The sequence below is a fragment of the Bradyrhizobium sp. URHA0013 genome (assembly GCF_000518345.1).
Taxonomy (GTDB): domain Bacteria; phylum Pseudomonadota; class Alphaproteobacteria; order Rhizobiales; family Xanthobacteraceae; genus Bradyrhizobium.
On sequence record NZ_JADK01000008.1, the window covers coordinates 306,387 to 332,663 of the forward strand.

29 protein-coding genes and 1 tRNA gene are annotated in these 26,277 nt (G+C 62.1%); 20 read left to right on the plus strand and 10 right to left on the minus strand.

Annotated elements, in window-relative coordinates:
- Positions 1 to 78 precede the first annotated feature (78 nt).
- The 5 genes from N551_RS0114325 to N551_RS0114345 all read left to right on the plus strand — a co-directional run bounded on the left by N551_RS0114325 (position 79) and on the right by N551_RS0114345 (position 2,614).
- A complete protein-coding gene (locus N551_RS0114325) occupies positions 79 to 942 on the plus strand; it encodes a formate/nitrite transporter family protein (RefSeq protein ID WP_027567533.1) in 864 nt (287 codons plus the stop codon).
- Positions 943 to 1,037: 95 nt separating this feature from the next.
- Entirely contained in the window at positions 1,038 to 1,244 is a 207-nt protein-coding gene (locus N551_RS0114330; RefSeq protein ID WP_027567534.1) for a hypothetical protein, read from the plus strand.
- A 225-nt stretch (positions 1,245 to 1,469) separates the two neighbouring features.
- Positions 1,470 to 1,928: a YidB family protein gene (locus N551_RS0114335; RefSeq protein WP_027567535.1), complete on the plus strand. Its 459-nt coding sequence runs from the start codon at positions 1,470 to 1,472 to the stop codon at positions 1,926 to 1,928.
- 25 nt (positions 1,929 to 1,953) lie between these two features.
- Positions 1,954 to 2,217: a GlsB/YeaQ/YmgE family stress response membrane protein gene (locus tag N551_RS0114340; RefSeq protein ID WP_018459399.1), complete on the plus strand. Its 264-nt coding sequence runs from the start codon at positions 1,954 to 1,956 to the stop codon at positions 2,215 to 2,217.
- A gap of 64 nt (positions 2,218 to 2,281) precedes the next feature.
- Positions 2,282 to 2,614: a hypothetical protein gene (locus N551_RS0114345; protein WP_027567536.1), complete on the plus strand. Its 333-nt coding sequence runs from the start codon at positions 2,282 to 2,284 to the stop codon at positions 2,612 to 2,614.
- A gap of 896 nt (positions 2,615 to 3,510) precedes the next feature.
- Here the strand turns inward: N551_RS0114345 and N551_RS0114360 are convergent.
- Together N551_RS0114360 and N551_RS0114365 are read right to left on the minus strand one after the other, a co-directional pair.
- Positions 3,511 to 3,584, minus strand: a tRNA-Gly gene (locus N551_RS0114360).
- A 346-nt stretch (positions 3,585 to 3,930) separates the two neighbouring features.
- Positions 3,931 to 6,339, minus strand: coding sequence for an ATP-binding protein (locus N551_RS0114365; protein ID WP_027567538.1), 2,409 nt, complete (start codon positions 6,337 to 6,339; stop codon positions 3,931 to 3,933).
- 361 nt (positions 6,340 to 6,700) lie between these two features.
- Between N551_RS0114365 and N551_RS0114370 the strand changes: the two genes are divergently transcribed.
- A complete protein-coding gene (locus tag N551_RS0114370) occupies positions 6,701 to 7,414 on the plus strand; it encodes an ABC transporter substrate-binding protein (RefSeq protein ID WP_027567539.1) in 714 nt (237 codons plus the stop codon).
- Between the two features lie 7 nt (positions 7,415 to 7,421).
- Here N551_RS0114370 and N551_RS0114375 read toward each other — a convergent pair whose 3' ends face one another.
- Complete coding sequence (locus N551_RS0114375) at positions 7,422 to 7,625, minus strand: hypothetical protein (RefSeq protein ID WP_027567540.1); 204 nt, start codon at positions 7,623 to 7,625, stop codon at positions 7,422 to 7,424.
- A 28-nt stretch (positions 7,626 to 7,653) separates the two neighbouring features.
- Complete coding sequence (locus N551_RS0114380; protein ID WP_027567541.1) at positions 7,654 to 7,833, minus strand: hypothetical protein; 180 nt, start codon at positions 7,831 to 7,833, stop codon at positions 7,654 to 7,656.
- 195 nt (positions 7,834 to 8,028) lie between these two features.
- Here N551_RS0114380 and N551_RS0114385 point away from each other — a divergent pair, with 195 nt between their 5' ends.
- Entirely contained in the window at positions 8,029 to 8,415 is a 387-nt protein-coding gene (locus N551_RS0114385) for a YciI family protein (RefSeq protein ID WP_027567542.1), read from the plus strand.
- A 9-nt stretch (positions 8,416 to 8,424) separates the two neighbouring features.
- Here N551_RS0114385 and N551_RS0114390 read toward each other — a convergent pair whose 3' ends face one another.
- Positions 8,425 to 9,015 carry a TMEM175 family protein gene (locus N551_RS0114390; RefSeq protein ID WP_027567543.1) on the minus strand — a complete coding sequence of 197 codons (591 nt, stop codon included), beginning with the start codon at positions 9,013 to 9,015 and terminating at the stop codon, positions 8,425 to 8,427.
- A gap of 127 nt (positions 9,016 to 9,142) precedes the next feature.
- Between N551_RS0114390 and N551_RS0114395 the strand changes: the two genes are divergently transcribed.
- Positions 9,143 to 11,200, plus strand: a complete 2,058-nt coding sequence (locus N551_RS0114395) for an ATP-dependent helicase (protein WP_027567544.1) — start codon at positions 9,143 to 9,145, stop codon at positions 11,198 to 11,200.
- Here N551_RS0114395 and N551_RS0114400 read toward each other — a convergent pair.
- From N551_RS0114400 to N551_RS0114410, 3 genes are read right to left on the minus strand one after another with little or no spacing between them, the layout of a single operon-like run.
- Positions 11,197 to 12,444 carry an amidohydrolase family protein gene (locus tag N551_RS0114400; protein WP_027567545.1) on the minus strand — a complete coding sequence of 416 codons (1,248 nt, stop codon included), beginning with the start codon at positions 12,442 to 12,444 and terminating at the stop codon, positions 11,197 to 11,199. The two genes, N551_RS0114395 and N551_RS0114400, sit on opposite strands and share 4 nt — an antisense overlap.
- A gap of 17 nt (positions 12,445 to 12,461) precedes the next feature.
- The gene (locus N551_RS0114405; RefSeq protein ID WP_027567546.1) at positions 12,462 to 12,959 is read right to left on the minus strand and encodes a GAF domain-containing protein; all 498 of its coding nucleotides are present in this window, start codon (positions 12,957 to 12,959) and stop codon (positions 12,462 to 12,464) included.
- The gene (locus tag N551_RS0114410; RefSeq protein WP_027567547.1) at positions 12,956 to 14,314 is read right to left on the minus strand and encodes an MFS transporter; all 1,359 of its coding nucleotides are present in this window, start codon (positions 14,312 to 14,314) and stop codon (positions 12,956 to 12,958) included. Before N551_RS0114410 ends, N551_RS0114405 begins: the two co-directional genes overlap by 4 nt.
- Positions 14,315 to 14,420: 106 nt before the next feature.
- On the opposite strand from N551_RS0114410, the gene N551_RS0114415 reads away from it, so the two are divergent.
- The 10 genes from N551_RS0114415 (at position 14,421) to N551_RS35410 (ending at position 22,010) form a co-directional block, all read left to right on the plus strand.
- Positions 14,421 to 15,350 carry a LysR family transcriptional regulator gene (locus N551_RS0114415; RefSeq protein ID WP_371180061.1) on the plus strand — a complete coding sequence of 310 codons (930 nt, stop codon included), beginning with the start codon at positions 14,421 to 14,423 and terminating at the stop codon, positions 15,348 to 15,350.
- A 154-nt stretch (positions 15,351 to 15,504) separates the two neighbouring features.
- Positions 15,505 to 16,536 (plus strand): LLM class flavin-dependent oxidoreductase, encoded by a 1,032-nt coding sequence (locus N551_RS0114420; protein WP_027567549.1) that lies wholly within the window; start codon positions 15,505 to 15,507, stop codon positions 16,534 to 16,536.
- 342 nt (positions 16,537 to 16,878) lie between these two features.
- A complete protein-coding gene (locus N551_RS35400; RefSeq protein ID WP_051462707.1) occupies positions 16,879 to 18,153 on the plus strand; it encodes a site-specific integrase in 1,275 nt (424 codons plus the stop codon).
- Positions 18,154 to 18,156: 3 nt separating this feature from the next.
- Entirely contained in the window at positions 18,157 to 18,612 is a 456-nt protein-coding gene (locus N551_RS0114435) for a hypothetical protein (RefSeq protein WP_027567550.1), read from the plus strand.
- A 114-nt stretch (positions 18,613 to 18,726) separates the two neighbouring features.
- Positions 18,727 to 18,927, plus strand: coding sequence for an AlpA family transcriptional regulator (locus tag N551_RS0114440; RefSeq protein ID WP_027567551.1), 201 nt, complete (start codon positions 18,727 to 18,729; stop codon positions 18,925 to 18,927).
- Between the two features lie 13 nt (positions 18,928 to 18,940).
- Positions 18,941 to 19,102 (plus strand): hypothetical protein, encoded by a 162-nt coding sequence (locus N551_RS0114445; RefSeq protein ID WP_155255840.1) that lies wholly within the window; start codon positions 18,941 to 18,943, stop codon positions 19,100 to 19,102.
- A 183-nt stretch (positions 19,103 to 19,285) separates the two neighbouring features.
- Positions 19,286 to 19,483: a hypothetical protein gene (locus tag N551_RS0114450; protein WP_027567553.1), complete on the plus strand. Its 198-nt coding sequence runs from the start codon at positions 19,286 to 19,288 to the stop codon at positions 19,481 to 19,483.
- 60 nt (positions 19,484 to 19,543) lie between these two features.
- Positions 19,544 to 19,870 (plus strand): hypothetical protein, encoded by a 327-nt coding sequence (locus N551_RS37935; protein ID WP_155809681.1) that lies wholly within the window; start codon positions 19,544 to 19,546, stop codon positions 19,868 to 19,870.
- A gap of 4 nt (positions 19,871 to 19,874) precedes the next feature.
- Positions 19,875 to 20,885, plus strand: coding sequence for a bifunctional DNA primase/polymerase (locus N551_RS36555; protein WP_051462709.1), 1,011 nt, complete (start codon positions 19,875 to 19,877; stop codon positions 20,883 to 20,885).
- On the plus strand, positions 20,886 to 22,010 hold the full coding sequence (locus N551_RS35410; RefSeq protein WP_027567554.1) for an AAA family ATPase: 1,125 nt from the start codon (positions 20,886 to 20,888) through the stop codon (positions 22,008 to 22,010). It abuts the gene before it with no gap.
- A 167-nt stretch (positions 22,011 to 22,177) separates the two neighbouring features.
- Here the strand turns inward: N551_RS35410 and N551_RS35415 are convergent, their stop codons facing one another.
- Entirely contained in the window at positions 22,178 to 22,540 is a 363-nt protein-coding gene (locus N551_RS35415) for a helix-turn-helix domain-containing protein (RefSeq protein WP_155809683.1), read from the minus strand.
- A 196-nt stretch (positions 22,541 to 22,736) separates the two neighbouring features.
- Between N551_RS35415 and N551_RS0114470 the strand changes: the two genes are divergently transcribed.
- Positions 22,737 to 23,279, plus strand: coding sequence for a hypothetical protein (locus tag N551_RS0114470; protein ID WP_027567555.1), 543 nt, complete (start codon positions 22,737 to 22,739; stop codon positions 23,277 to 23,279).
- A gap of 19 nt (positions 23,280 to 23,298) precedes the next feature.
- Positions 23,299 to 24,192 carry a hypothetical protein gene (locus N551_RS0114475; protein WP_027567556.1) on the plus strand — a complete coding sequence of 298 codons (894 nt, stop codon included), beginning with the start codon at positions 23,299 to 23,301 and terminating at the stop codon, positions 24,190 to 24,192.
- 141 nt (positions 24,193 to 24,333) lie between these two features.
- Here the strand turns inward: N551_RS0114475 and N551_RS0114480 are convergent, their stop codons facing one another.
- On the minus strand, positions 24,334 to 26,277 hold the full coding sequence (locus N551_RS0114480; protein WP_027567557.1) for an alpha/beta hydrolase domain-containing protein: 1,944 nt from the start codon (positions 26,275 to 26,277) through the stop codon (positions 24,334 to 24,336).

Genomic DNA, 26,277 nt, shown 5'->3' on the forward strand with positions numbered 1-26,277 from the left:
GCACTCACGAGGAACCCCTTGCCGTTCCGGGCCTTGATCCCGGCATAGAGATGAACCTGCCCTTCAGGAGACCGCGGAGTGGACCAGCCTGGCGACGGCGCCTCCTTCAATCCAGCCTCGAAGCTCGACGGCGTCTCGCGGCGGCAGACGAAACAGATCGAATCCCAGAGCCGGCCCAGCGCAGCGCTGATCCATGAGACGATCCGCGCCGAGGGTGAGCAGGAACTGGAACGGCGATGGTGGGCCATCGTACTGTCCGGTCTTGCCGCCGGCCTTTCGATGGGATTGTCCCTGATCGTCCAGGGCGAGTTTCACGCGCTGATTTCCGACGAGGCCACCCGGCGCCTGGTGGCTCCGCTCGGCTACACGGTCGGTTTCCTGGTTGTGGTGCTGGGACGGCAGCAGCTCTTCACCGAGAACACGCTGACGCCGATCCTGCCGCTGTTGCACAACAGGGATCTCGGCACGCTGGCAAGCGTGATCAAGCTGTGGGGCCTGGTCCTCGCCTCCAACATCGCGGGAACGTGGGCGGTCGGATACGTGCTCGCGCACACCAGCATCTTCGAACCACGCATCGTGGACGCCTTCGTCGATCTCAGCCGCCACACCATCGAGGGCACGTTCGCGACGACCCTTGTCCGAGCGATCTTTGCCGGCTGGTTGATCGCCTTGATGGCGTGGCTTCTTCCGGCGGCCAAGGGATCGCGCGCACACATCATCGTCGTGATGACCTATGTGGTCGCGCTCGGCCAGTTCGCGCACATCATCGCGGGCTCGGTCGAGTGCGCCTTTCTCGTACAGAGCGGCCGCGCGTCGCTCTCACAATATGCCTCCGACTTCTTCGTACCGACACTCCTCGGCAATATTCTGGGCGGAACGACCCTCGTGGCCCTGCTGAACTACGGACAGGTCGCCCCCGAAATCGACGACCACAGGCAATAAAAAGCCGGCACAAAAGCTGCCGCCTCGACAGGAACGATGGGCGCGAGCCGAGCTTGCCTCAACAAATCAACATGCGGCGACGAGCAGGATCAATCATGAGCACCAACATCAAGAGCCCATTCGACAAGGAACCGGCCGAAGGATCACGCGACATCATCGATCGTGAGTTGCAGCGTTCCGAAGATGCGGCCAACAACAAGATCGATCATCTCCCCGGCGTGAAGGTCAGCGGGCAGCCGCAGGGCGGCGCAGTCGATCGTGCCCGCAAGCAGCGCGAGGAGAAGGATAGCGAACAGGAATAGAATCGCTCTGCCGACCCGAAACGCCAAGTCGGTCAAGCGAGACGCATCAATTTGTTCGGGACTGGCAATGACTGACAGCCCATCGTTCCGAGGAAACGTGGTTCTGGAAAACGTGGAACTTCCCAGCCCCGCATATGTTGTGGGCGATGAGTGATGCGGCGGCCAGTACAAGGCGGGCGCCATTTCTTGCAGACGATTGCCCATCATCGAACTCAGGAGCCCGAAATGAGCCGCGGAATGCCATCGATGACCGCCCTCTTGGGTATGCTCGCAATCGCCGGTTATCAAAATCGGGACAAGCTCGCCGACATGTTTCGCAATGCTACCTCCGGTCAGCCGTCGGGTACCAAGGATTCCCTGGGCGTCATGCTCGGCAATCTTGGCGGCCTTGTGGGAGGCGGCGGTGTCGGTTCGCTGCTGAACGGCGGGATCGGCGAGTTGCTCGAACACTTCAGGCAGAACGGGCAAGGCGATGCGGCTCAATCCTGGATCAATCAGGGGCCAAACCGCGAAGTCACCCCGCCCGAACTCCAGCAGGCGATCGGTCCGGACGTTCTTCAGAAACTGGAGCAGCAGACCGGCCTGTCTCAGCAGGAGATCCTCGACCGATTGTCGCGCGAGCTCCCGGCAGCGGTGGACAAATACACGCCGGACGGACGTCTTCCGGCGCAATCCGCGGGATAACACTCCTCAAGACTCGAGAAAAGATATGAGCATCATTTGGACGATCATCATCGGTTTCATCGCAGGCGTCATCGCGAAGTTCATCATGCCCGGCGACAACGAGCCCTCGGGTTTCATCCTGACCACGATCCTGGGAATAGTGGGCGCATTCGTTGCGACCTATCTTGGCCAATCCCTCGGCTGGTACCGGCCAGGAGAAGGCGCAGGACTAGTGGGGGCAGTGGTAGGCGCCATCATCGTGCTTTTCGTCTACGGTTTTGTAGCTGGTCGCAGCCGTCGGGCCATCTAACCACAGTGGACGGAATTCCGCGCGTTAGCGGAGAATTCGCCCGGCGCGAAAGGCGATCGGCAAGATGAAATGGATGCTCGTTGTCTTGGTAGGAGGCATGACCCCGGTCAACACCGACCTGGTTTTCGACAAGTTTGCCGATTGCCTTGCCGCCGAGGAGCAGATGCGAAAGCACTATACGGACGCTTTCGAGGCTTGGGACCGATGGGCCGCGGCCAATATCGAGCGACGACGCGAATACTCAAAGGTGCGCGACCTCCAGGCCAAACGGCTGCTCAGCAACATCGGTACCTGCGTTCCTCACGCAGGCGGCGAGGCCACAGCGCCTCAGCAACTGAGCAATCCGGCACCTTCTCCGCAAGCCACACCTGCGCCGCAGCCAAGTCCGAAAACGTGACGTTTGAGCCCCTAAAAGCCCCTTGGCACGCCGCTAACCCGAGACATTTTAAGGAGATCAGCATTGAGCGACAGGACCGGCAATGAACCTGCACCCTTGGTGCTTTTCGGCGTGGCAATCATTCCGATCATTGCGGTGTTGGCGTGGTTCGCCTTTTAGGCTTTGAACCTTTTCGCTATCGCGCGTCATACAGTCGAAGCGTCCCTAAGCTTCACTCCTACCAGAAAGCCCCGCTTCCCCCAGCGGGGTTTTCGCTGTCGGCGCTGCATCAACGCACCGATTTTTTCAAGCGCCCTTTTTGGCTTGACCACTTTTTCCCGATGCAGCAGCCTAGATATGGGCAGGGTTTTGAGGAGGCACAATTGCCGAAAACCCTAGTGGAATTCAGAGCGCAGAACCTTCGTTTGCTTGAACAGCTTTGTCCGGACGATCCGGGCTACATTCAATCGTGGATCAGGAAGTTCGACCAGCAGAATGGGATCGAACCTGAAGCTCCTGCGAAGTCCCGCCGGGAGCGAGGTGTTGCTTCACCCAAGAAGGCCAGGTCCGGCGACCGAACCACTTGAGCGCGTGGTTGCCTTCGCTCGGCGCCGGACACTACGGCCAAGAGGCGTTGGGCTGGGCAGCTCGCCGCTTTTTCCGGGGAGCGCTCGCCTTGGCCTTCAACTTGCCGCTCCCGGTATTCGACACACGAGTCACGCCTCCGAGTGCAGCTGCAAGAACCCTCGCGCTGAGCGAGGGCATTTGGCTCGTCAGCTTCATGCATTCTGATCTGAGATACTTCGACCTGAAGCAGAAAACCCTGCAACCTCTCGACAACCCATTCGGCACGAGGCTGTCACCCACGTCTTAGGTACGTACCGTGACCCCTGTCTTCGGGCTGGTATTGAAAGCCTTGGAGCGGGTGAAGGGAATCGAACCCTCGTATTCAGCTTGGAAGGCTGCTGCTCTACCATTGAGCTACACCCGCGACAGGGGCTCCCTAACACGGCCGGGCGGCGGTCTCAACTGCCCATCAACTGCCCAATCGACTGCTTTCCAGCGCCTTCCCGGTCTTGCGAACAGCTGCTGGTTCCTCCCGACCCGCCTCCCCTTAACAACACCGGAATTGCCGCCTATATTGATGTCTTCCGCAACCAACGAAAGGAGGTGATCCAGTGTCTCTTACCAAGCGCTGTCACCTCGCTGGGATCGCCCGCTAAGCTTTGAATAAAGGCTTGGCATCGGGGCGCTCTCAGCCCTGGACCAGCGAGCAAGAAATCGGGCGCGACGGGGGCCTCCCCGCCGCGCCTTTTCGTAGGTCACGCGCCTGCTGTTCAGGCGGGCGGCTTGCCGGCGAGCACCTCGCGGATCCTCAATGACAGGTCCGCCTTCCGGTACGGCTTCCTCAGCAAGGCAACGCCGGGACCGAGATGCCCCTCGTGGTCGAGGGCGTTGTCGGTATAGCCGGACGTATAGAGCACCCTCATCCCCGGGCGGAGGCGCCGCACGGCCTCGGCCAATTCCTGCCCGTTCATGCCGCCGGGCATGATGATGTCGGTGAACAGCAGATCGAATTGGGCGCCCTGCTGCACCAGCGCAAGCACAGTTGCGCCGTCGCCGGCTGCGAGGGTGCGATAGCCGAGGCTGCCGAGCTGGGCAATGACATAGCCCTGCACCAGCGGATCGTCCTCGACGACGAGAATCGTCTCGTGCCCGCGTGCCGCCGCGGGCGCCTGCAGCGACCCGGTCCTCGCCTGCGCTCCGCCCGCAGATCGCGGCAGAAACAGCCGAATCACGGTGCCGCGGCCTTCCTCACTCTCGATCGCAACGCTGCCGCCGCTCTGCTTGGCGAAACCGTAGACCATGCTGAGGCCGAGCCCGGTGCCGCGACCGACCCCTTTGGTGGTAAAGAACGGCTCGAACACGCGGTCGCGGATGTCGGCGGGGATGCCATGGCCGGTGTCGGCCACCGCGACCATGATGAAGGCGCCGCGCGTGGCGTCGCCGTCACCGGCACCATCCGCGCCATCGAACTCGCGGTTTGCGGTCTCGAGCGTCAGCGTGCCGCCGCGAGGCATAGCATCGCGCGCATTGACCGCGAGATTGATGATCGCCGACGACAGCTGCGACGGATCGGCCATCGCCGGCCAGGCGTCGTCCGCGAGGCGGGTCACGATTTCGACGTTTCCGCCCAGGATCGGCTTCAACAGCTTCGCCGTCTCGAGCACGAGGCCATTGACGTCGATCTCGCGCGGCTCCAGCGGCTGGCGACGCGCAAAGGTCAAGAGCTGCGAGGTGATCTCAGCGCCTCGCGCCGCCGCGTCGTCGATGAGCTGGGCGATCGCGGCGAGGTCGGGCTTGTCCGCCAGCCCCTCCCGGATGATCTCGATGGTGCCGGTGATGACGGTGAGCACGTTGTTGAAGTCATGCGCGACGCCACCGGTGAGCTGACCGATCGCATCCATCTTCTGGGATTGACGAAGCCGCTCCTCGGTCTCGTGCTGCTCGGTCAGGTCGGTGGCCGAGCCGCGATAGCCCCTGAAAGATCCGTCCGCGGCGAACACCGGCCGCCCGCTGACGCTGAAATAGCGCGCGCCCCCGGCCGTAAGGGCGCGATACTCGAATTTTCGAAACGGCTCGTGCCGCTCCAAGGTGGCGATGTGCGCGCGCCATTTCTGCGCCTCGGTGGAGCGGCCGAGCGCGACATCGAAGCGGCGCTTGCCGATCATGGCGGTTCGATCTATCCCGAAGGAGTCGGACCGATCAGAGATGTAAGTGAAGGCGTGATCCGGCCCGGTCTCCCAGAACCAGTCGGATGCGGTCTCGGCATAATCACGGAAGCGCTGCTCGCTCGCGTGGGCGTTCTCCTCGGCGCGCTGCCGGATCTTCAGGTCACGCTCGAGATTGCCATTGGCCTCGCGCAGCTCGCCATAGGCATGTTCGAGGTTGGCGCACATGGCGTTGAAAGCAACGACCACCTTGTCCAGCTCGTCGGCCTCGTAAGGCGGCCGGCGCTCCAGGCGCAGCGGCGGCGGCGGCCGTCCGAGGCTGTACTTGCCGACGTACTCGGCGATGGCGACGAGATGCCGCGTCACCAGCAGATGAAACATGTAGATGATGAACAACGAGACCAGGAACGTCTTTGCCGCCTGGCTTGCCAGAATGACGAGGGCCCTGTTCAGCAATTGCTGATAGACGTCGGTCAGCGTCGCCTCGACCCGGAGCGTGCCGATGGCGCGCGAGGTCCCCTGCACCTTGGTGCTCAGCGGGAATTCCCGGGTCATGATCGAACGGGTGTTTCGCTCGCCGACTTCGACACGGATCGGATTAGGCCGATCGGCGATCTCGCGGACCTCCGCCGCACGGATGTCAGGCAGCCGCAGAATGCCATCGAGCTGGAGCTTGAGCTGGTTCTGGTCGAGATTCCACAAGCTCTCTCCGAGGCTGCCCGTGGTGCTGCGGCCGATCTCGTCCAGCCGCGTCTCGATCAGTCCGACCTCACGATTGTAATCCAGATAGAGCTGGAGCGCGGTCAGGGTCAGCGTCACGACCGATGAGAACAGCAGCACGGCGGCCAGCAGACGGGGCCCGACGCCGCTGCGCGACCAGTTGAAGATCCGCGACAGGAGCGCCGCGAACATCGCAGGCGCGAGCGCGGCGCCGATGCCGGTCAAATCCTGCTTCGCAGCCGCCGGCGCAATGGCGTGGCCACGCTTGGTCTCATCGTCACCTGCGTTGCCCATGCACCATGTCCTCGAAAATGGCGGCACCTGCTCAGCTTGCCGATCGCAGCCGCGAGCAAGGTGAACGGTTGAGGCCCTGCCTCAGCACGCGTACACGTGGCGATCCTGTCGGCCTTTGATCCTGTCGGCCCTTGGGCGCCTTGAGCTCGACGGGGTCATATCTTGCGCCCAGCAACAGGATTCCAGGCAAACTACCACCTCGCGTGCTAGAATAACACCGGTGAAAGTCCGGAGCCGCCGCACAACGAGAACGCGCTGTCAACGTTGCGGACCGGCACAGCTGCCATCTGAGATAGATCGCGCGGCACCGGAATCCGATGGTAGCAGAGCACGCCCAAAGGCATGGCCAAGGAGATGCGTCATGAGGCGGATAGTCGTGGTCTGCCTGTTGCTGCTCGCGGCAGGCCCGTCGCAGGGGCAAGAGGTCATCCGGCTGGCACGCATCGCCGATATCCCCGATCAATATGTCGGCGGCGAGATGCTCCGCGCGGTCTATGCCCGGCTGAACATCAAGCTCGAATTCGAGGATGTCCCCGGCAAGCGCGCGCTCACGCTGTCGAGTACCGGCGAGGTCGACGGCGAGGTCCAGCGGATCGGAACGCTCTCTCGCGACTATCCGACGCTGATCCAGGTGACACCTGCGATCAATTACATCGAGCCCACTGTCTTCACCACGAAACTGCAGTTCGACGTCGCCGGCTGGAATTCAATCAGGGACTACAGCATCGGCATCGTACGCGGCGTCGGCTCGTCGGAAGCCGGCACGCGCGGCATGACCCGGGTCACGGCGACCACAAGCCTCGACAACATGGTCAAGATGCTCGATGCCGACCGCTTCGACGTGATGGTCACCGACCTCTTCAGCGGGTTGGCTGCGGTGAAGAAACTCAATCTGCAGGCCAGGATCCGTCCGCTCTCACCACCACTCGAGCGCATCAGCATCTACCACCATCTGCATGAACGGCACCGCGATCTCGTGCCGAAGGTCGGAAGGATGATCGCGCAGATGGAGGCGAGCGGCGACCTCGCCCAGTTGCGGGAAACCCTGGTCAAGCAGGTGCTGAGCGGGATGTGACACGCAGTCAGGTCGTGCGAGGCCGCTCCCGCACCGCTACCGCCGCGATCAGCAGCCCGACGCACCAGGCCATGGCCGCCCGCGGCGGCGCGTCGCCGAGAAGCACGGTGAAGATGCCCGCAAGCAGGCATGGCGCGATCGCCTTGCCGGACCTGCTCGCGAGCGAGAGCAGGAACGGCATCGCGGCGATCGATATCTGCACGACGTTCATGGTTACAGGCTGTTCGCAAGCGTCGGGCTTAGAAGCCGCAAACGCTCATTGCAGGCGGGCGCTTGCCGCGCCGGCTTTCGGCGATGCGCTCGCCGCCGCTCTCGGCCGAACTGCCGTAATAGCGGTGGTGGCCGCTCTGGTCGTGCAGATCCGCAGCGTCCGACTTTCCCGCCCGACGCGCGTCGCAGATGATCTTGATGGTCGACATGGCCGCCTCGGAAGTGTTCTTGGTGGCAATCAGTCGCGCCTCATTCGGCCGGCGTTCACATTTTTCGGCCGCAATCGGGTTTCGGGAAGGTTTCGTCGCCGCACCCCGACGCAATATTTTCCGCAGCCCCATTGTCGGCCGCGGCGGTGGTGATACGTCCTTCGGACGCGCGCAGCGAAAATCAACGAGGTGACGATGCTTTACGCTATCCTGGCCTATCACGTGGAAGACGAGATCTTGTCCTGGACTCCCGAGAAGGACGCCGCGGTCGTGGCGAAAGTCATCGAGGTTCAGGCGCCCCTCCGGGCAAGCGGGCATTTCGGCCCGGCCGCCCGCCTGGATGAGACCCGAAAGGCCCGCACCTTGCGCGGCCCCGGCGCGGGCGTCGTGCTGGACGGCCCGTTTGCCGAGACCAAGGAGCAGCTTCTGGGCTTCCACCTCGTCGAATACGACACGGATGAGGAGGCGATCGCGGCCGCGCGGACGCTGCGCCAGGTCAATCCGTCAGCGGTCTACGAAATCCGACCGGTCAAGCTTTACGTGCCGGCCGACGGGTTCGGCACGACGCCCTCCGACGAATGAGTGGCAGGCCTATTTGTCCGTCCCGGTCGGCCCGACATAGAAGCGCTGGATCAGCAGGCCGCCGAAGGCGATGAACCACACGAACGGCGCGACTTGCGGCGCGAACGCCGCAACGACCGTGCCCGGGATGAACACCAGCAGCGGAAACAGCGAAGCCATGATCTCCTGGCGCCAGCCGCCCAGGATCCTCCACCACAGCCAGGCATTGAGGCCGGCGATCGTGGTCAGGTGCAGGCCGTAGAGCACGGCGACCGCACTGCTCGTGGGGTAGTTGGTGTAGAGGCCGTTGGTCACCGGCAGCAGCACGATCGACAGCAGGAAGAACAGATTGAGGATCACCGCGCCGCGGCTGCCGACGGGCTGGCGCGCCAGTCGCCGGTGATGGCTGATCCAGAACACGCCGGCGATGATGAAGCTGAGCGCAAGACCCGCGAGCTTGCCGGAATAGACCCGGGCGAGATCGTTCCAGTCGGGCGCGCTGGTGAAGACCGCCGCCTTGGGCAGGTCGTAGGCGAGCAGCGTCATGGCGACGCCAAAGATGGTGTTGCTGAGCGATTCCAGCCGTCGCATCTCGAACTGGTCGGATTTGAGCTCGGTCATGCCGGGAGACGCTTTTCGGAATGGAACCTCGGGCCGTCTTGTCCCTAGGTCTTAACATCGGTCTCGTCCAGACGCATTGCGATTCGCAGCGGGATCGCCGACTCTGGCTGTTTCACCGGGGCGATTCGTGGCGACATATCTGGACACGCTCAATGCGGAGCAACGCCGCGCCGTGGAGCATGGCGTGGCCGAGGGTGCGACCGTGGGCGCGCCCCTGCTCGTCATCGCCGGTGCAGGCTCCGGCAAGACCAATACGCTGGCCCACCGCGTCGCGCATTTGATCGTCGCGGGCAGCGATCCGCGCCGCATCCTCTTGATGACGTTCTCGCGCCGCGCCGCGGCCGAGATGTCCGGCCGGGTCGAGCGCATCGCCCGGAAAGTCCTCGGCGAGAACAATGCCGCGATCATGCGCGACGCGCTCACCTGGGCCGGCACGTTCCACGGCATCGGCGCCCGGTTGCTGCGCGAATATGCCGAGCGGATCGGTGTCGATCCCGCCTTCACCATCCACGACCGCGAGGATTCCGCCGACCTGATGAACCTGGTCCGGCACGAGCGCGGATTGTCGAAAACAGAGAGCCGCTTTCCCGCCAAAGGCACCTGCCTGTCGATCTACTCGCGCTGCGTCAATGCCGAGATGGAGATCGAGAAGGTGTTGGGGGCGCACTATCCCTGGTGCGCAGGCTGGGCGGCCGAGCTGAAGGGCCTGTTCGCGGCCTATGTCGAGGCCAAGCAGGCCCAGCACGTACTCGATTACGACGACCTGCTGCTCTACTGGTCGCAGATGATGAGCGATGCGCTGATCGCGGAAGAAATCGGCGGCCGCTTCGATCACGTACTGGTCGACGAATATCAGGACACCAACCGCCTGCAATCCTCGATCCTGCTCGCGCTGAAGCCGGACGGACGCGGCCTCACCGTCGTCGGCGACGACGCGCAGTCGATCTATTCGTTCCGCGCGGCCACTGTCCGCAACATCCTGGATTTTCCGCAGAGCTTCTCGCCCCGCGCCGAGATGATCACGCTCGACCGCAATTACCGCTCGACGCAACCCGTGCTGGCGGCGGCCAACGGCGTCATCGGCCTGGCGCGCGAGCGCTTCACCAAGAACCTCTGGACCGACCGCAGTTCCGCGCGAAAACCACAGCTCGTCACCGTGCATGACGAGGCCGACCAGGCCCGTTACATCGTCGAGGAAGTGCTGGCCAACCGCGAGCAAGGCGCGCTCTTGAAGCACCAGGCGGTGCTGTTCCGGACGTCCTCGCATTCGGGCCCGCTGGAGATCGAGCTCACCCGCCGCAACATTCCCTTCGTCAAGTTCGGCGGGCTCAAGTTTCTCGACGCCGCGCATGTCAAGGACGTGCTGGCGCTGCTGCGCTTCACCGAAAATCCGCGCGACCGCGTCGCTGGCTTCCGCATCCTGCATCTGTTGCCGGGCATTGGACCCGCGACGGCGCAGCGTGTGCTCGACCAGATGGCCGAGAGCACCGATCCGCTCGCCGCGCTCGGCCAGCTCCCGGTGCCGGCGCGCACCGGCGCGGACTGGACCGACTTCGTCCGCACGATCGAAAATCTGCGCTATTCGGAATGGCCGGCCGATCTCGAACGCGTGCGGCTGTGGTACGAACCGCATCTCGATCGCCTCCACGAGGATTCGGAGACGCGCCGCGCCGATCTGATGCAGCTCGAACAGATCGCGAGCGGCTATGCCTCGCGGGAGAAATTCCTGACCGAGCTCACGCTCGACCCGCCGGATGCGACCAGCGACAAATCCGGGCCACCATTGCGCGACGAGGACTATCTGATCCTCTCCACCATCCACTCCGCCAAGGGCCAGGAGTGGAAATCGGTGTTCGTGCTCAACGTCGTCGACGGCTGCATGCCGTCGGATCTCGGCGCCGGCACCAGCGCCGAACTCGAGGAGGAACGCCGCCTGCTCTATGTCGCGATGACGCGCGCCAAGGACGATCTGCACCTCGTGGTGCCGCAGCGCTTCTTCACCCACGGCCAGGCCGCCAAGGGCGACCGCCACGTCTACGCCTCGCGCACCCGCTTCATCCCCGAGCAGCTCGTCTATCTGTTCGAGCGGACCGCCTGGCCGAAGGCCGCCGCCGGCGCGGCCCGCACGGCGGCGCATGGGCCAAAGGTCGACATCGGCGCGCGGATGCGCGGGATGTGGCGCTAGGCGCCCAGCCGGTCGAACTGGACCTTGCCTGCCTTCATCACCAGCGGAATGTGCTCGCCCTGGCCGAGCAGGCAGGCCACGTCGCGCAGCGGGTTGCCGTCGACCACCAGCAGGTCCGCGATGGCTTCGGGCATGATGCGGCCGAGCTTACCCTCCATGCCGAGCACCTCGGCGCCGACCAATGTCGCGCTGGCAATGACGGCGCGCGGCCCGAGAATTTCGGCGCGGATGCGGAATTCGTCGCTCTGCAGACGCTGCGACGGCCCAAGCAGGTCGCTTCCGAACCCCATCTTCACGCCGGCATCGCGATAGATCGTGAGCGAACGCAGCCCGGCGTCGCGGACATCGGCGATCTTGGCCACGCTCTCCGGCGGCAGGCCATACTGAGCGCCCTCGTTAGCCAGCGCCTCGTAGGTGACCAGCGTCGGCACCACATAGGCGCCCTTCTCGGCCATCAGCTGCGCGGTCGGAGCATCGACCAGATTGCCGTGCTCGATGGTACGCACGCCGCAGCGCACCGCGCGTTCGATCGCGGCAGCGGTGTAGGCGTGGGCGAGCACATAGGTCTGACGCCCGCGTGCCTCCTCGACGATGGCGCGGATCTCGTCCTCGGAGTAGCCGAAGGCACCAACCGGGTCGGTCGGTGAGGCGACGCCGCCGGAGGCCATGATCTTGATCTGGTCGGCGCCCATCTGGAGCTCTTCGCGCGCCGCCCTGCGCACGCCGTCGACACCATCGGCAACGCGCGCCAGCGCGCCGACACGCACGCAGCAGGGGCACGGTGCGTCGCTGGCGAGATAATCCGAGCGGGCCCGCATGTCGCCGTGCCCGCCGGTCTGGCTGAGCGCACGTCCCGAGACGAACAGCCGCGGACCGTCGGTGAGCCCGGTCTCGATCGCCTGCTTCAGCGCATGGCCGGCGCCGCCGGCGTCGCGCACCGTGGTGAAGCCCCGCCGCAGCATGCCGCGCAGCAGCAGCGTCGAGCGCAGCGTCACCAGCACGTTCGGCATGTGCACCTGCTGCGCCAGATTTAGCTCCACGGCGATCGCATGCACATGCAGGTCGATCAGGCCGGGCATCAGCGTCTTGCCCTTCAGATCGACGGTGCGGTCGGCTTCCACCTGGAGCGGCCGATCGGAGACCTCCTTGATCAGATTGTCCTCGACCAGCACGTGATGTCCCTCGAGGAGGTCCGGCTGAAGCGGATCGAGCAGAGCGGCATTCTTGAAGAGCACACGGGACATGACGACTTCCTGTCTTATCAGGACTGGATGAGCAGCGCGGGGAGAGCGAGTTGGGCGAATGGGAGACACGCGGCGCTATCGTCCTCGCCGTACCAGCCTGCCTCATGGAGCAGATTGAGCGAGCCGAGCGTGCGCCCGCGCCAGCGCACGGGCATGTTGAGCACGCTTTCGCAGCCGAGCGAAGCGATCAGCTCGTGATCGGAGAACACCTCGCGCAGATCGTCCCGGGTGCGGCCGATATAGGCCTCGCCGCGGTCGAGCACGGCCTCGGTCCACGGCCCCGGCGCCAGGCGTTTGCGTCCGCCCGCCGGGTAAGGTCCGGGGAGATTGGAATACACCCGCGCTGCTTCCCTTGTGTCGTCGTCATAGGTCAGGATCGTGAACAGCTTGTGCCCGATCGCCGATTTCAAGGCGTCGTCCAGCGCCGAGTACAGGGCATCCGGCTGATCCGGCCTGCCCTGCGCGGCCGCCACGGCGCAGAGCAGCGGATCGGATCGGTGTTTCGTCTCCCTCATGCGACTTCACCCGCCGCGATCTCTTCCAGCGAACGGCCGCGCGTCGGCACCCCCATCAGCACCACGGTGAGCGCGCCTAACAGCAGCACGCTCGTGGTGAGGCCGAACACGCCGGCAAAGCCAAAATTGGGATAGAGGTAGCCGACCAGGATCGGCGAGACGATCGCACCGATGCGGCCGATCGCGGAGGCGAGCCCGGCGCCGGTGGTTCTCACCGCCGTCGGAAAGACCTCGGCGGTATAGGCATAGACGCCGGCATAGGTGCCGTTCATGAAGAAGGACAGTAGAATTCCGGCGACCATGATGTGCTGGTCGCTCTGCGCGAATGCAAGTCCGAGCGCGCTGGCGCCGCCGAGCACCATGTAGGACGCAATCGTCGCCTGCCGGCCGATGCGCTCGTTGAAGTACGCAGCGCTGAAATAGCCGGGAATCTGCGCGCAATAGATCGCGATCGAATAGGCGAAGCTCTTGGTGATGCTCATGCCGTTCTGGACCAGAAGGCCGGGGATCCAGACGAAGAAGGAATAATAGCTGAACGTGATCGTAAGCCACATGATCCAGGTCATGATGGTGATGCGCGCCTGGCGGCCGGCGACGAGCGCGGCGAAATTGGCAAGCAGCGTCCCACCAGTCACGGCAGGCGCCGTGATTTCGACGACCGGTTGCGGCAGGATGTGGCCTTGGCTCACAAATCCGGCCTCGATCCTGTCCAGCACGGCTGCGGCTTCCTTCTCCCGGCCCCGGCTTTCCAGCCAGCGCGGCGATTCCGGCAACGCCCTGCGCCACCACAGCAGCATGACGACCGGCACGGCGGTGATCACTAGAACGATGCGCCAGCCGTTCTCATAGGCTGGCACGATGAAATAGCCGAGCAAGGCCGCCGCGACGAAACCGAAGGAGAAGAAGCCGGCGAGCGCGCCGGTAAAACTGCCGCGGTAACGCCGTGCGACGAATTCCGCCAGATAGGGCGCAATGATTGCGCTCTCCGCGCCGGTGCCCATGCCCGCGACCACGCGGGCGGCGAAGAAGGACGACCAGTCGTTCACCGCCGCGCTGACGATGGAGGCGACGCAATAGAGCGCCAGCGCCGACATCATCACCGCACGACGGCCGATCAGGTCACCCAGCGTGCCCGCCAGCAGCGCGCCGAACAGGAAGCCGATATAGGTGCTGCTGCCGAGCACGCCGATCTGCACGCTCGACAGATTCCAGGTCGTGCGCAGCACCGGCAGGATGAACGCCAGCACGGCTGCGTCCATCGCGTCGAACATGTAGCCGAGCCCGCCCATCAGCAGCAGATGCCCGTGGAAGCGCGCAAATGGAAGGCGCTCGATGCGCGCCGAGATCATCGACATGAAAGTCCCCTCTGTCTGGCGGCCCGGCACTCCGCTCATTCCCTGGGGAACCATAGACAAGGAGATATTATCGTCATAATTTATAATCATGATCTAGTACATCACTGTGGTGAATGTTCTGTCCTTTCGAACGCTCGACCTCAACCTGCTGAAAGTGTTCGAGGCCCTCATGACCGAGGGCAGCGTCACGCGCGCTGCTAACGCGCTTCTGATGACGCAGCCGGCGGTCAGCAACGCGCTCGCACGCCTGCGGGACGCAATCGGCGATCCCCTGTTCGTCAGGTCCGGCACCGGCATCCGTCCGACCCAGCGCGCCGTGGTGTTGTGGGAGCCGATCGGCGAAGCGCTCGAAACCGTCCGCGGCGCGCTCGACGAGCAGGTGTTCGATCCGCGCCGTGCGCAGACCGAGTTCAGCCTGTCGATGTCGGACTATGTCGCCTCGCTGGTGATGCCGAACCTGCTGAACCATTTCGGCAAGGTCGCGCCGAAGGCGCGGATCCATACCGTCCCCAACACCGTCGTGGAGATCGCCGACCAGCTCGAAGACAATCGCGTTGATTGTGTGTTGAGCGTCTATGTCAACGAAGCACAGCAGCCGGCCGCCATCCGCTCGCGCTCGCTGTGGACCGTCGACTACGCCTGCTTCATGCGGCGCGGCCATCCGCTCGCGGCGATGAAGCGGCTGAGCACGCGCAGCTTCCTCAACGCGGGGCATGTCGATGTGAGCCTCGCCGGCAAGACATTGCCGTCCTACGACCTCTTCCTCGCCTCGCGCGGGCTGTCGCGCAACCTGGTCGCGACCGTCAATCACTACAGCGCCGCCTACGAAATCGTGCGTCAGTCCGACCTGATCGCGGTGCTGCCGAGCGATCTGCGCTCGCAATCCCGGCACGCGCCGTTCCTGCACGCGATGCCGCTTCCGCTCAAGGCGCCGCCACGCATCGTCAGCCTGTTCTGGCACCAGCGCAACGACACCGTACCGGCGCAGCGCTGGCTGCGCGACACCCTGGTCGAGATGTTCGCCAGGTCCGACTGAGCCGCGGGCGGCGGGCCCCCGACACCATGAAAAAAGAGAAACAATGGGTTTCTCGAAGCAGCATTGTGCACCAGTCCCCGCTGCTTAGCTCCAACCAAAGCAATCCCCTCCCCCAGTGACAGGCGCGCAAGCCGCGCCCGCAGAGACCGCATCAATGACCGCACCGCTCGAATTCGGACTGGACACCTTTGGCGACGTCACCAGGGACGCCTCCGGCGCGATGGTTCCGCACGCGCAAGCGATCCGCAACGTCGTCGACGAGGCGGTGCTCGCCGACGAGCTCGGCCTCGACTTCATCGGCCTCGGCGAACATCACCGCGCCGACTTCGCGATCTCCTCCCCTGAGACCGTGCTGGCCGCCATCGCGTCGCGGACCAGCCGCATCCATCTCGGCTCGGCCGTGACGGTGCTGAGCTCGGACGATCCGATCCGCGTCTTCCAGCGCTTTGCCACGCTCGATGCACTCTCGAACGGGCGCGCGGAGGTGATCCTCGGCCGCGGCTCGTTCACCGAATCCTTCCCGCTGTTCGGCTTTGATTTGCGCAAGTACGAAGAGCTGTTCGAGGAGAAGCTCGATCTGTTCGCCGCACTGCTGTCGCAGAAGCCGGTGACCTGGGAAGGCAAGCTGCGTCCGCCGCTGAAGGATCAACTGGTCTATCCCCCGGTCGAGAACGGCACGCTCAATACCTGGATCGGGGTCGGCGGCAGCCCGCAATCGGTGGTGCGCGCGGCGCATTACGACCTGCCCTTGATGCTCGCGATCATCGGCGGCGATCCCGCGCGCTTCGCGCCCTTCGTCGATCTCTATCATCGCGCGTTCAGGGAGTTCGGCCGCCCGGCACAGCCGATCGGCGTGCACTCGCCAGGCTATGTCGCCGAGACCGACGAACAGGCGCGCGAGGAGCTGTGGCCCGACCACAAGGCGATGCGCGACCGCATCGGCAAGGAACGCGGCTGGCCACCGATGGGCCGCGACGAGTTCGTGAACGAGGCCGAGCACGGCTCGCTCTATGTCGGCTCGTCGGAGACGGTCGCGCGCAAGATCGCCAAGACGGCAAAGGCACTCGGCATTTCGCGGTTTCAGCTGAAATATTCGGCGGGCCCGCTGCCGCATGGCAAACTGATGAAGAGCATCGAGCTCTACGGGCGGAAGGTGGTGCCAATGGTGCGGGAGATGATGGGGTGACTTACGCTCTGACCCAGTCCGCCTGCGCCCTGCGGGCTACGGCGCGACAGCCTTCGCTCACTTCGCGCCATGACCATCGGTGCCGGCTTGCCGAGCCGTAGCTCGCGAAGCGAGCGAAGGCTGGTGGGGGAGGCAGGACTCGAACCTGCGAAGCCATAAGGCGGCTGATTTACAGTCAGCCATCTTGTGGTTTCAGTGATCACCACGAAGCCCCACATGAGACAAAAAATCCTCTTCCAATCAAGATCGTAGCTCCCTATTGATGGCTAATGACATCTCCCGAAATACCACTGCAGCTAGGTATTTTGTGGGGCTTAGAGTGGGGCTTGGAAGGGGGAGCTAATGAAAAGACCGCTTACTGCGTTGGCGATCGAGCACGCAAAACCGCGAGCGAAGCGCTACGCCCTGCCCGATGTCGGTCATCCGGGCTTGCGGGTGCTGGTGTATCCGTCGGGGGTGCGGACGTTCGTCTACAGGTTCCGACGGGGTGACAAGCAAGACGTGACTGTAGTGCTCGGCCCTGCCAGCGGTCCCGGCGCGCTTACGCTTGTACAGGCCCGTGAGGCGGCTGGTGATGCACGCCGGCAACGCGCAATGGGCGCGGACCCGGCCGACCAGAAGCGCGCTACGCGCAAGGCGGAAGCCGCTAGGATTGCTGCCGAAGAGAAAGAAGCTCGACGCCGGGAGGATACGATCGCGAACGTGCTGGCGCGCTACTACGCCGACCACGCCGATGGGTTGAAGTCCGGCCGGGAGGTGCGACGCGTTCTCGACAAGGAATTGAAGGGCTGGGCTAAAAGGCGCGTGGATGACATCCAACGCAGTGATGCAATCCGGGTACTCGACACGGTGAAGGCGCGTGCGCCCGTCCAGTCGAACCGGCTTCGGGCGCATGGGCGGAAGTTCTTCCAATGGTGCATTTCCAAGGAGCTTGTTGAGAAGAACCCGTTCGACGGGACGGCAGTCGTCAAAGAGGTTTCGCGCAAACGGGTGCTGACCGACGATGAATTGCGGCTCTTGCTGCGGGCGATCGATCGCCTCGAATGGCCGCGGCGTCAGTTCGTCCATCTGCTCTTGTTGTCGGCGCAGCGGCTAGGCGAGGTCGGTAACATGGAATGGGTGGAACTAGACTTGACCGGCGACACGCCGACTTGGACGCTCCCCGACGCCCGCGCGAAGAACGGCACCGCCCATGTCGTCCCCCTCGCCCCCGCCGCTGTCGAGATTTTGGACGGCATGGACCGGATCGCGGGCTCGCCCCGCGTGTTCGCGACGCTCTCTGAATCCCACGTAAAGAAGCGCGTTGACGAAGTGATGCTTGAGGTCGCACGGGAAGACGCTGCGGCGCGTGGCGCCGACCCGGAGGCGGTAGCCGTCGCGCCTTGGCGGCTGCATGACCTGCGGCGAACGGCAGCCACGACGATGCCCCGACTGGGTGTGGACGTGGTGACTGTCGAGCGCGTGTTGAATCATCAGATGCGCGGCGTGATGGCGGTCTATCAGCTTCATACCTTTGCCGCCGAGAAGCGGCACGCGCTCAACCTATGGGCAGATTTTCTCGCTAACCTGACGATAGAACGCAAATCGAATATCGTTCCGTTCAAGGCAGAGGCGTGATCGATGACGAAACTCGACATCGATTTTATTGGCAATGAGATTGCCGACCTGACCGCCTATTTCGAGGAGACGGGAAACGTCGTTGCGGCGTGGCGAGTATTTGCGCTCTCACGCCAGCACAATAGGCCCATACCTGACTCTGTCACGCTTGAGGTTGATCGCTTCGCAGCGGGTGTTGGTGCTGTGGCCGAACGAGCGATGCAATCCCCGTCCGATGACAGGCCGCTGTACTTCACGCCAGAGAAGTTAGGTGCGTTATGGCGCGGCAACGGCGGACAGAACCCCGCTGACGTTCTGCGGCGCGACTGGCGGGACATGAAGGTTGGCCATGAAGTCTGGCGGCGCGTTGAAAGCGGCGATAAGGTCGGCGCGGCGATCGAAGCTGTTGCGGATGGGCCGCCCCGCCGTAATACTGAGATAGTAAGAAAGGCCTGGCAGAAATTTCGCCGCGACGGATAGCCAACGGATCATCCGTTGACTTTGAGGGTAAAATCCGTCGGCTTCCTTTTACCTCGAAATCGCATGAGGCTCCCGATACCTTTTGAGCCACCATCAAATCTCAGGAGGTCTAGAATGAAACAACTGATCAAGTCCGAAACCGTGCGCGGCAAACTCGACATGCCGCAGTCCACTTTCGAGCGACTGGTTAAGCTGCGGACGAACAATTTTCCCACGCCGATCTATATTGGCCGCTCTCGTTTCTTCGATGCGGCGGAGATTGACGCATGGCTCGCGACTCGGTCGGCGGCCAACTCCAATGAACGCGCGGCGTAAGGGAGGGCTGACCGTGGACGACAACAACCCCAAAATCGGTTCGCCCGAATACCTGCGCCTGCTCGCAGACTGCCTCGGACGCAACGAAGAGGCCACTCTTGGCCCGACCGATCAGGCCTTGTGCAAGCAGGCGCTTCTCGACCGCGCCGACCTGATCGACGCCGGACTCGCCTGATACATCCCAGCAATAAGTATCAACGAAACGTTGCCACCGACGCGGCGTATACCTTCGCGCCTGTGTTTTTTTGCCTTGTGCAAGCGGAATTTCGGAGAGGGATACTCGAATAGACTCCTAACCACCCCCACGCGCGCCTAGCGTTATCCCCGACTAACCCAACCCTCTACGTGGAGATCTAAAATGCGGATTGAATTGAACGGTAAGACCTACATCGACCAGAAGGCATGCGCGGGAATTTTGTCTCGGACCGAGAAGTGTCTGGCTGCATGGCGTGTGCGCGGCTACGGGCCGGCATATCACCGAATTGGCGGCCGAGTGATGTTCTGTCTCGACGACGTAGTTTCATTCATCAACCGCACGAAGGTCGATGCCGCGTAACCCAATAACCAAAACCCGCCCTGCTTGGGAGAGCAGGACGGCTAGAAGGAAGCAACGATAATGAGCAAGATCATTGATAGCGCATTCAACGCGGTACCGAAGGGGCATTTGAACCCTCGATATCTCAAATCGTGCGCAGAATACTTTGCGAAGAACCCCCAATCGACCGTCAGGATCGTCGCGCGCCGGCGGAGCGGGCGCGATTGGGTGAATTTGACTTTCTATGGCCGCGACGGCCGAGTATTCGAGTTGCTTGGTGAGCAGGTAGCCAACCTCATTACCGGGCCTCTTGGCTGCGGGCCGGCCCTTGAGCGCCTGACCGGCATTTACGAGTTGGTACGTTCGCAAGATTTCCGCCCCTCGCCGCCGCGCGCAACTCGGCGGTAGGCTCATGGGTGAATCTTCCTTCGCGCAGACCGCGCCGTCCCTTGTCGCACTCGGCTACAGTCCGTTGCCGATCATGCCGAACAGCAAGACGCCCGGCACTGACTCGCCCATGAAAAATTGGCAAGAGTGGTGTCGGAAGGCACCGCCGCCGAACGCCATCGCGGGATGGTCTCGCTACGCCGACTGCGGTGTCGGCGTGGCCTGCGGCATGGGCCTGATCTGCATCGACATCGATTTCGAGCCCGCGATGGAAGCGTTGATCGCGATGCTCCCGCAGTCGAACGTGCAGAAACGAGGAAAAAAGGGGGTGTCGCTCTTCTATCGCGGCAATACCGACGTGATCCGCTCGCGCAACTTCCGCACGCCTGACCGCGTCGGCCTTGTCGATCTGCTCTCGGAAGGCAAGCAGACCGTGTTGCCGCCCTCGATCCATCCCGACACCGGCGAGCCCTACTATTGGTGGACCGACGACACGTTGATGGACGTGCGTCTGAGCGAACTGACCGAGTTGCCCGACGACATCGCCGAACGCATCGGCGAAGTCTTGAAGGCGTATGGCTATGATCCCGATCTTGAGGGTCCTTCGCATCGCTTGGGATCGTTTGCCGCATCTACGGCGTCTGCCGGCGGGTCCGTCACGGCGCCCCTCTTCCGCGCTGTGAATAACCAGGCGCTGGCGAGCCTTGCCGCCTGGGTGCCGCATCTCGGCTTGCAGCGCTGCTATCGGGCTGGTGGTGGTTTCAAGGCCGTCGCCAACTGGCGGGCGTCCGGCACCGGTCGGGCGCTTCATTTGCGCGCCCCGAATCTGTCGTTCAGGTCGGACGGCATCCGCGACTTCGGCGACGGGCGCGGTTACTCCCCTATTGATGTCGTAGTGGAGGCACGCCGCTTGTCCCCTAGCAACGCGCTGGAATGGTTGGCGCCGCGTGTTGGAGTGCAACTTTATGATCCCGACGCCGCCGCAATGGCAGACCGGATCGTCGCCAGCGCGCTTAGAAAGAAGAAAGCCCGATAGATGGCCCCGATCACCAACACTGCATTAATCGCGCAAACCAGCTCGCAGAAGCGCTCGAAGTTCCGCGCGACGTGGTTCGACGACATCCAGGACAACGTAACGAAGGAATGGGTGGTCGATGGCGTTTTTGGCGTCGGTGAATTTACTTACGTAGTCGGAAAACCCAGTTCTGGAAAAAGCGCCATTATTACCGACGTTGCTTGTCACGTCGGCGCTGGAATGGAATGGCATGGACGCAAGGTGCGACGTGGCTTGGTCGTATACATCGCTGCGGAACGAGGAGCGCTTACGAGGCGACGCATGATGGCGTTCCGTAAGCACAACAAGCCGGGCAGCGTTGCATTGGCAATTATCGAGGGGACGCCCGACTTAACCAACGGCCTCTCCGACGCGAATGAATTGGTTGGTTCTATCACGAGGCTCGCGCAGGAACGTGGCCTGCCTCCCGTTTGGATCATCATCGACACGCTGTCCCGTTCGTTCGGTGGTGGCGACCAAAACAAGTCCCAGGACATGGGGCGGTTCATTCAGGCGGCCGATGCGCTCATTGCTGGGACCGGTGCCCACGTCACTGTCATTCACCACACCCCCTGGGAACAAGATCGCGCCAAGGGAGCTATTGATCTGGATGGCGCAGTCGATGCTTCCTTCGTCGTGAGCAAAACGACGAAAGGGCATGTCTTCCGATGTGATGGTGCTAACGATGGCGACGCTGGTCCCATTACCGCCTTCACCATGATGTCCGTTGAGATCGGTACTGACGATGCCGGAAAGGCCACGTCGGCGCCCGTTGTTGTGCCAAATGATTCGTTCGTCGATGAGAAACTGCCTAACGGCAATCTTATCAACCTGCGCAACCCCGCTAAGCCGATCCGGGTACAGGCCTTTGAAGCCGCGCTCAAGTCAGCAGGTCGGATCAATCCCGGCAATGGTCGAATGGCAGTTCACGACCGCGATCTAAGAGAGCATTTGAGCCGGGAACGCGGGGGACCTCATGTGAAAGACGATTCCCTTGCATCAATGCTTCGCAGGGACATGGCCGAGCTTCAAAAGAAGGGCGAGGCCGAAAAGATCGGGGAATGGTTCTATCCGACTGCAGCGAACGACAATTTTAAGAGAAAATAGCTGGTATCGCGAACGCCGAACAGCGAACACTCCCCTAAAGAGGGGAGTGTTCGTGTTCGTCTGTTCGCTTCAGAACTACCCCTCGAACAAAAGCGCGAACTGTTCGCGAACATGTTCGCCATGATGTTCGCGATTACTAGTTTACGATGTTGAAGCTGATCTAACGCTTATTTCGACGTCATCAGATCACGAACCCTGGCGTACATTTTATTGCCGGCGCCTATTAGCTTCTGACCCTTGGAACGGTAGTCTCCGGGAATCGGATCGATACTCAGTACGTTGAGCCCCTCACGGCCTTGATGTCCACGATCCGACATAAGAGCGCAGATCCGCGAGACGGTGCCGTCGGCCAGATTAGTGACCTTCGACAGCTCCTTTTGCGTAATGCCAGGCTTGGCTCCGGCGTGCAGCAGCACCAGCATCTGGTTTGCAGTGATGTCCGGGCTGATCTTCCTGAACTCGTTGATGATAAGCGTGAGCGTCTCGACCCACTCCGCATCTTCGATGCTGTTGTTTTCCCTGCTAGTCATGTTCCAAGCTCATTTTCGATGACGGCTTAATCTTTTGCTTTAGCTAAAGTCAATGGCTTGCAGTCCGCCAACGTGAGCGCTCTCAGCTGCATGGCCGTCAGGTCGCAGTTCCTCGGCGGAACATAGACTCAAGGATGAATGACGCAGCGCGATTCGAGCAGGTAGATGGGGCACCCTCCTCCTCAAGCGAAAAACAATGAAAAAATTTACCCTTGCTCTCGCGATCTGCGCTTTCCCGACACTTCTTTTTGCGGAAGAGGACTTTGAGAAATTGGCTCCCACGATAAAGTGCGACGAATTTCGAGAAAGATTCACCGAAGCGCTGATGGGCAATCGGGACGGAATTTGGTTATCTGACCTCTTCACCGGACCTAAGAGAGAGAAGTTCGAGGTGCCAGGTATTCAGGCGGCAATTGGCTGCAACGCGACCGGCATGTTCGAGGGCTTCGGCGCCACTCTGCTCGAAACAGACGAGGCTAATGTCAAACGATTCGCGCGCTTCGCGGCTGCGGCCGTGCGCGCCACCGAGCCTACCTTCTACCACGCAGATTCGCTCAAGTTCTTTCTTGACGTAGCCAAGGAAGCTCTAGCGGATGCCCGCGAAAACGAGAGGAAATCAGGCTGGTTGCGTGGGCAGGCCGAAAAGACGCTCGGCTCTTACGTGATGGAATACAGCATCAGCAACAGCCTTGTGAGAACGGGTATCGAGCTTCGGTACAAACAAGAGAACTCCGAGTAGCGGCGTCAGTGGCGGACTAATGAAAATGAAAATATTAGTAAGGACGATCATATCGATCTTAATCGCACTTCCTTTCTCGGCCGTAAGCTATGCAGCGAAGCCAAGCCAAGTGCCGGCAGCGGAACTTGAAAAGAATCCCGCAGCCCACAAGGGCGAGACGATTGCTCTCGACCACGTAAGCTGCACCTTCGTTCAAGGCGTCTATGCCTGCTTTCATGAGACTGCAAAACTGTTTGTTGTCGCCCGCGTGAGACCTTCGACCTTCCAAGACTATGTTGATCGAGGTTGCGGAACCTCTGTCAGTGACCCAATGCGCTGCATGACTGCTATCACTTTTCAGCTGGACGATGTGAGGTGGGAGGCACGGCCCGGACAAGTACGAACGGTGCTGATTGCATCCAACTTGAACCTCACCGGCTCACTTCCGGAGGCGACCGAGCTTCAGTCACAAGCTGAAGGCGCTTTGCCGATCCGCGCAAACGCATTTGCAGATTTGTTCAATACTCTCGCCATCGAGAACGGGATCGTGGACCTAAAAGCCTCGTTAACCGGCTGCGAGCGCGGCGAGCGGTCGATCCTATGCCGCTACAGGCTCGGCGAGCATTCGGTACTGACGATGATTGCTCCGGGGACTTCGAGCCACTCCACCGAGCTGGCCCTCACGTCGAGCATCGACACGTTAGCGCGACGGCAGATGGTGAAGACTTCAATGCAAATAATTATCGAGCTTGTCGCGCCAGATGAATATCCCGAGGTGAAGGTTGAGGCGTTGTCCGCGCTACTTAGAAAGGCGGAAGACGCGCAAGAGCACCCTCGGCGGCCGCAGCTCGTTAGCCAAAAGCTCGGACAGTATGAGCTGCTTTTCTATCAGGACCTCGATGGCCAGATCAATTTCAATGTACGGAAGAAATAAGGGCCCGACGGATTTGCCTCAACAGGGCCCGAACGACCGGTATTGTGCCGCGAGCAGACTGTCGGCCGACACTGCCGGCAAGCCGCTTGTGGACCCAAAGGCGACATTGGCGCGGAGTAGCCCAGCGATTACCGCCCTGATCTAGTTGATGTTTGCCATGAACAGCTTGATGTCCTGCTCCAGGAGCAGTCGATCTTGGACAAGCTGCTTCGCGGACTTCGAAACGGCCGCAGCACGGTCGCCTTCCCTTGGATAGCGTTCAGCTAGCGATAGGCGGGGATCGTTGTTCTTGACCCGCTCCTCGCGAGTTGCTGCGAACGGGAACATCGATCCGTTGTTGTCGCACAGCTCGCCCTCCGCAAATCCGGATTTGCGGAAATTCCAGCCCGTATGCGTTGCGATGGGAGCGGCCAGCGTAGGCAGGTGCACTCCGGCGATATCGCGGCCATCGGCGTCGGTCTTTGGAACAAATACCGGATAGGCGGCTCCTTTGACCGGCGGCATCTTGTCGAAATCGACGACGGTCGCTCGTGTCATCTGCCCTGAGTAATGAACACCCGGAATTTGCGGAAAGCCAACCGCTGCGGCAGTTGGCGGCACTAGCGTGGCATCGTCTCGACTCGGGTAGCGGCTCGGGGGCGGCAGCGTCCCATCCGTTATCCATGCATCAAGCGCGACCAACAGAGCTCGCGCTGGCGGACCCGCATGGAGCGGGTTCGTCGGGAACATGCAGGTCCGTGCTAGCGCGGAGCGGTCATTTGCTAGCGCGAAATGCTGAAGATTGGAGATCAGGAATAGCCGAACATTGTCAGGCATCGCCAAACCATTGCCTTGCGTGTCGGTGGCCACCAAGGACGCGCGTTGCTGGTAAAATTCGATTTCGCTGTCGGTCTTGATAATCTTCGGACAGTTGCCTGCAGCGAGGCACCGGGCCAGGACGCCGTCGGTGCGACCCGTGATGGTGTCCGTGATCACCGGATAGGTGAACGGAAATTCAGAGCCCGGATATACAGTGTCGGCGTGCTGGTAGGGCGAGCGGCCGGGCTGGCTGAAGCGATAGTTGGTGAATGTCTTCTTCCCGCCAGCGATATGCGGCATCAGCCCCTCGAAAACTGTGCGGCCCGCCTCATCGGCGTTGAAGCCAAGATAGAGGAAATCATGCAGATACCGGCCACTCTGCGAGGCACCGAACGCAATCGCTCGATCGACCTGGCCAGCCAGCAAATTCGGCGTGCCTTCTTCATCGGCCTTCTCATACCGAAGGAACGAGACGATGTCGCGCGTCGCCGCAAACCCGACCCCCATCACTTTCGGATCCTTGGCGAGGTAGATGATTTCGTATATTGCCCCGGCATCGAAGCCGGCGGGGCGACTGATCGCAACCCGCTTCGAGTCTTCAAACTTCATCGAAAGATCGTTCGGCGCAGTTCGCGGATCGCTCTCGCGTTCGCGCACCGTGAGCTTCACCTGGGCAGGATCGAGATCGGAGGCGGGATAGCTCAGCGTTGCGACTGCAGGATTCTCCAAGTGGTCGAAAACAAATTCCTCGCGGGAGAGGCCGGTTACCTGCGGCACGATGGGCGGCGAAAACGTAAGACGCCCACCCACAGCAGCCGTATCCCCCTGCCAGCCGCTCCACACGATCGTGTACCCGCGGCTCATCAGAAACCCATTGCCCGCATCAGCAGCCTTGGCCAGATCGTTTAAGACCCCTGTGTCATTGAACAGCGCCAGCCCAAGCTTGTTGCCGCGATTGACAACTTCATAGAAAAGGCGACGATTTGCGTTTGTTGCAATCGTGGGGCGCAGTATCTCCACATCGCTTACCGCTTCGACGAGTCCGTGGGCATTCCGCGGCGCGTGGTCAATATCTACGATCACCGAATTGTGCGGATCATCGGGCGGCACCGCAATTGTGGCGCGGGCGATGATTCGGTCGTAGGTGCCAACTGGTGGGAACGTGCGGCCTTCGAATGTCGGCGATTCAGTGCGAAGGACCTCAAACTTGATGAGCTTTGCGTCGACAGAATGTGACGAACCCACGACACTGATCGCGAAGGCCAATCCTTGCAGTACACGCTTCAT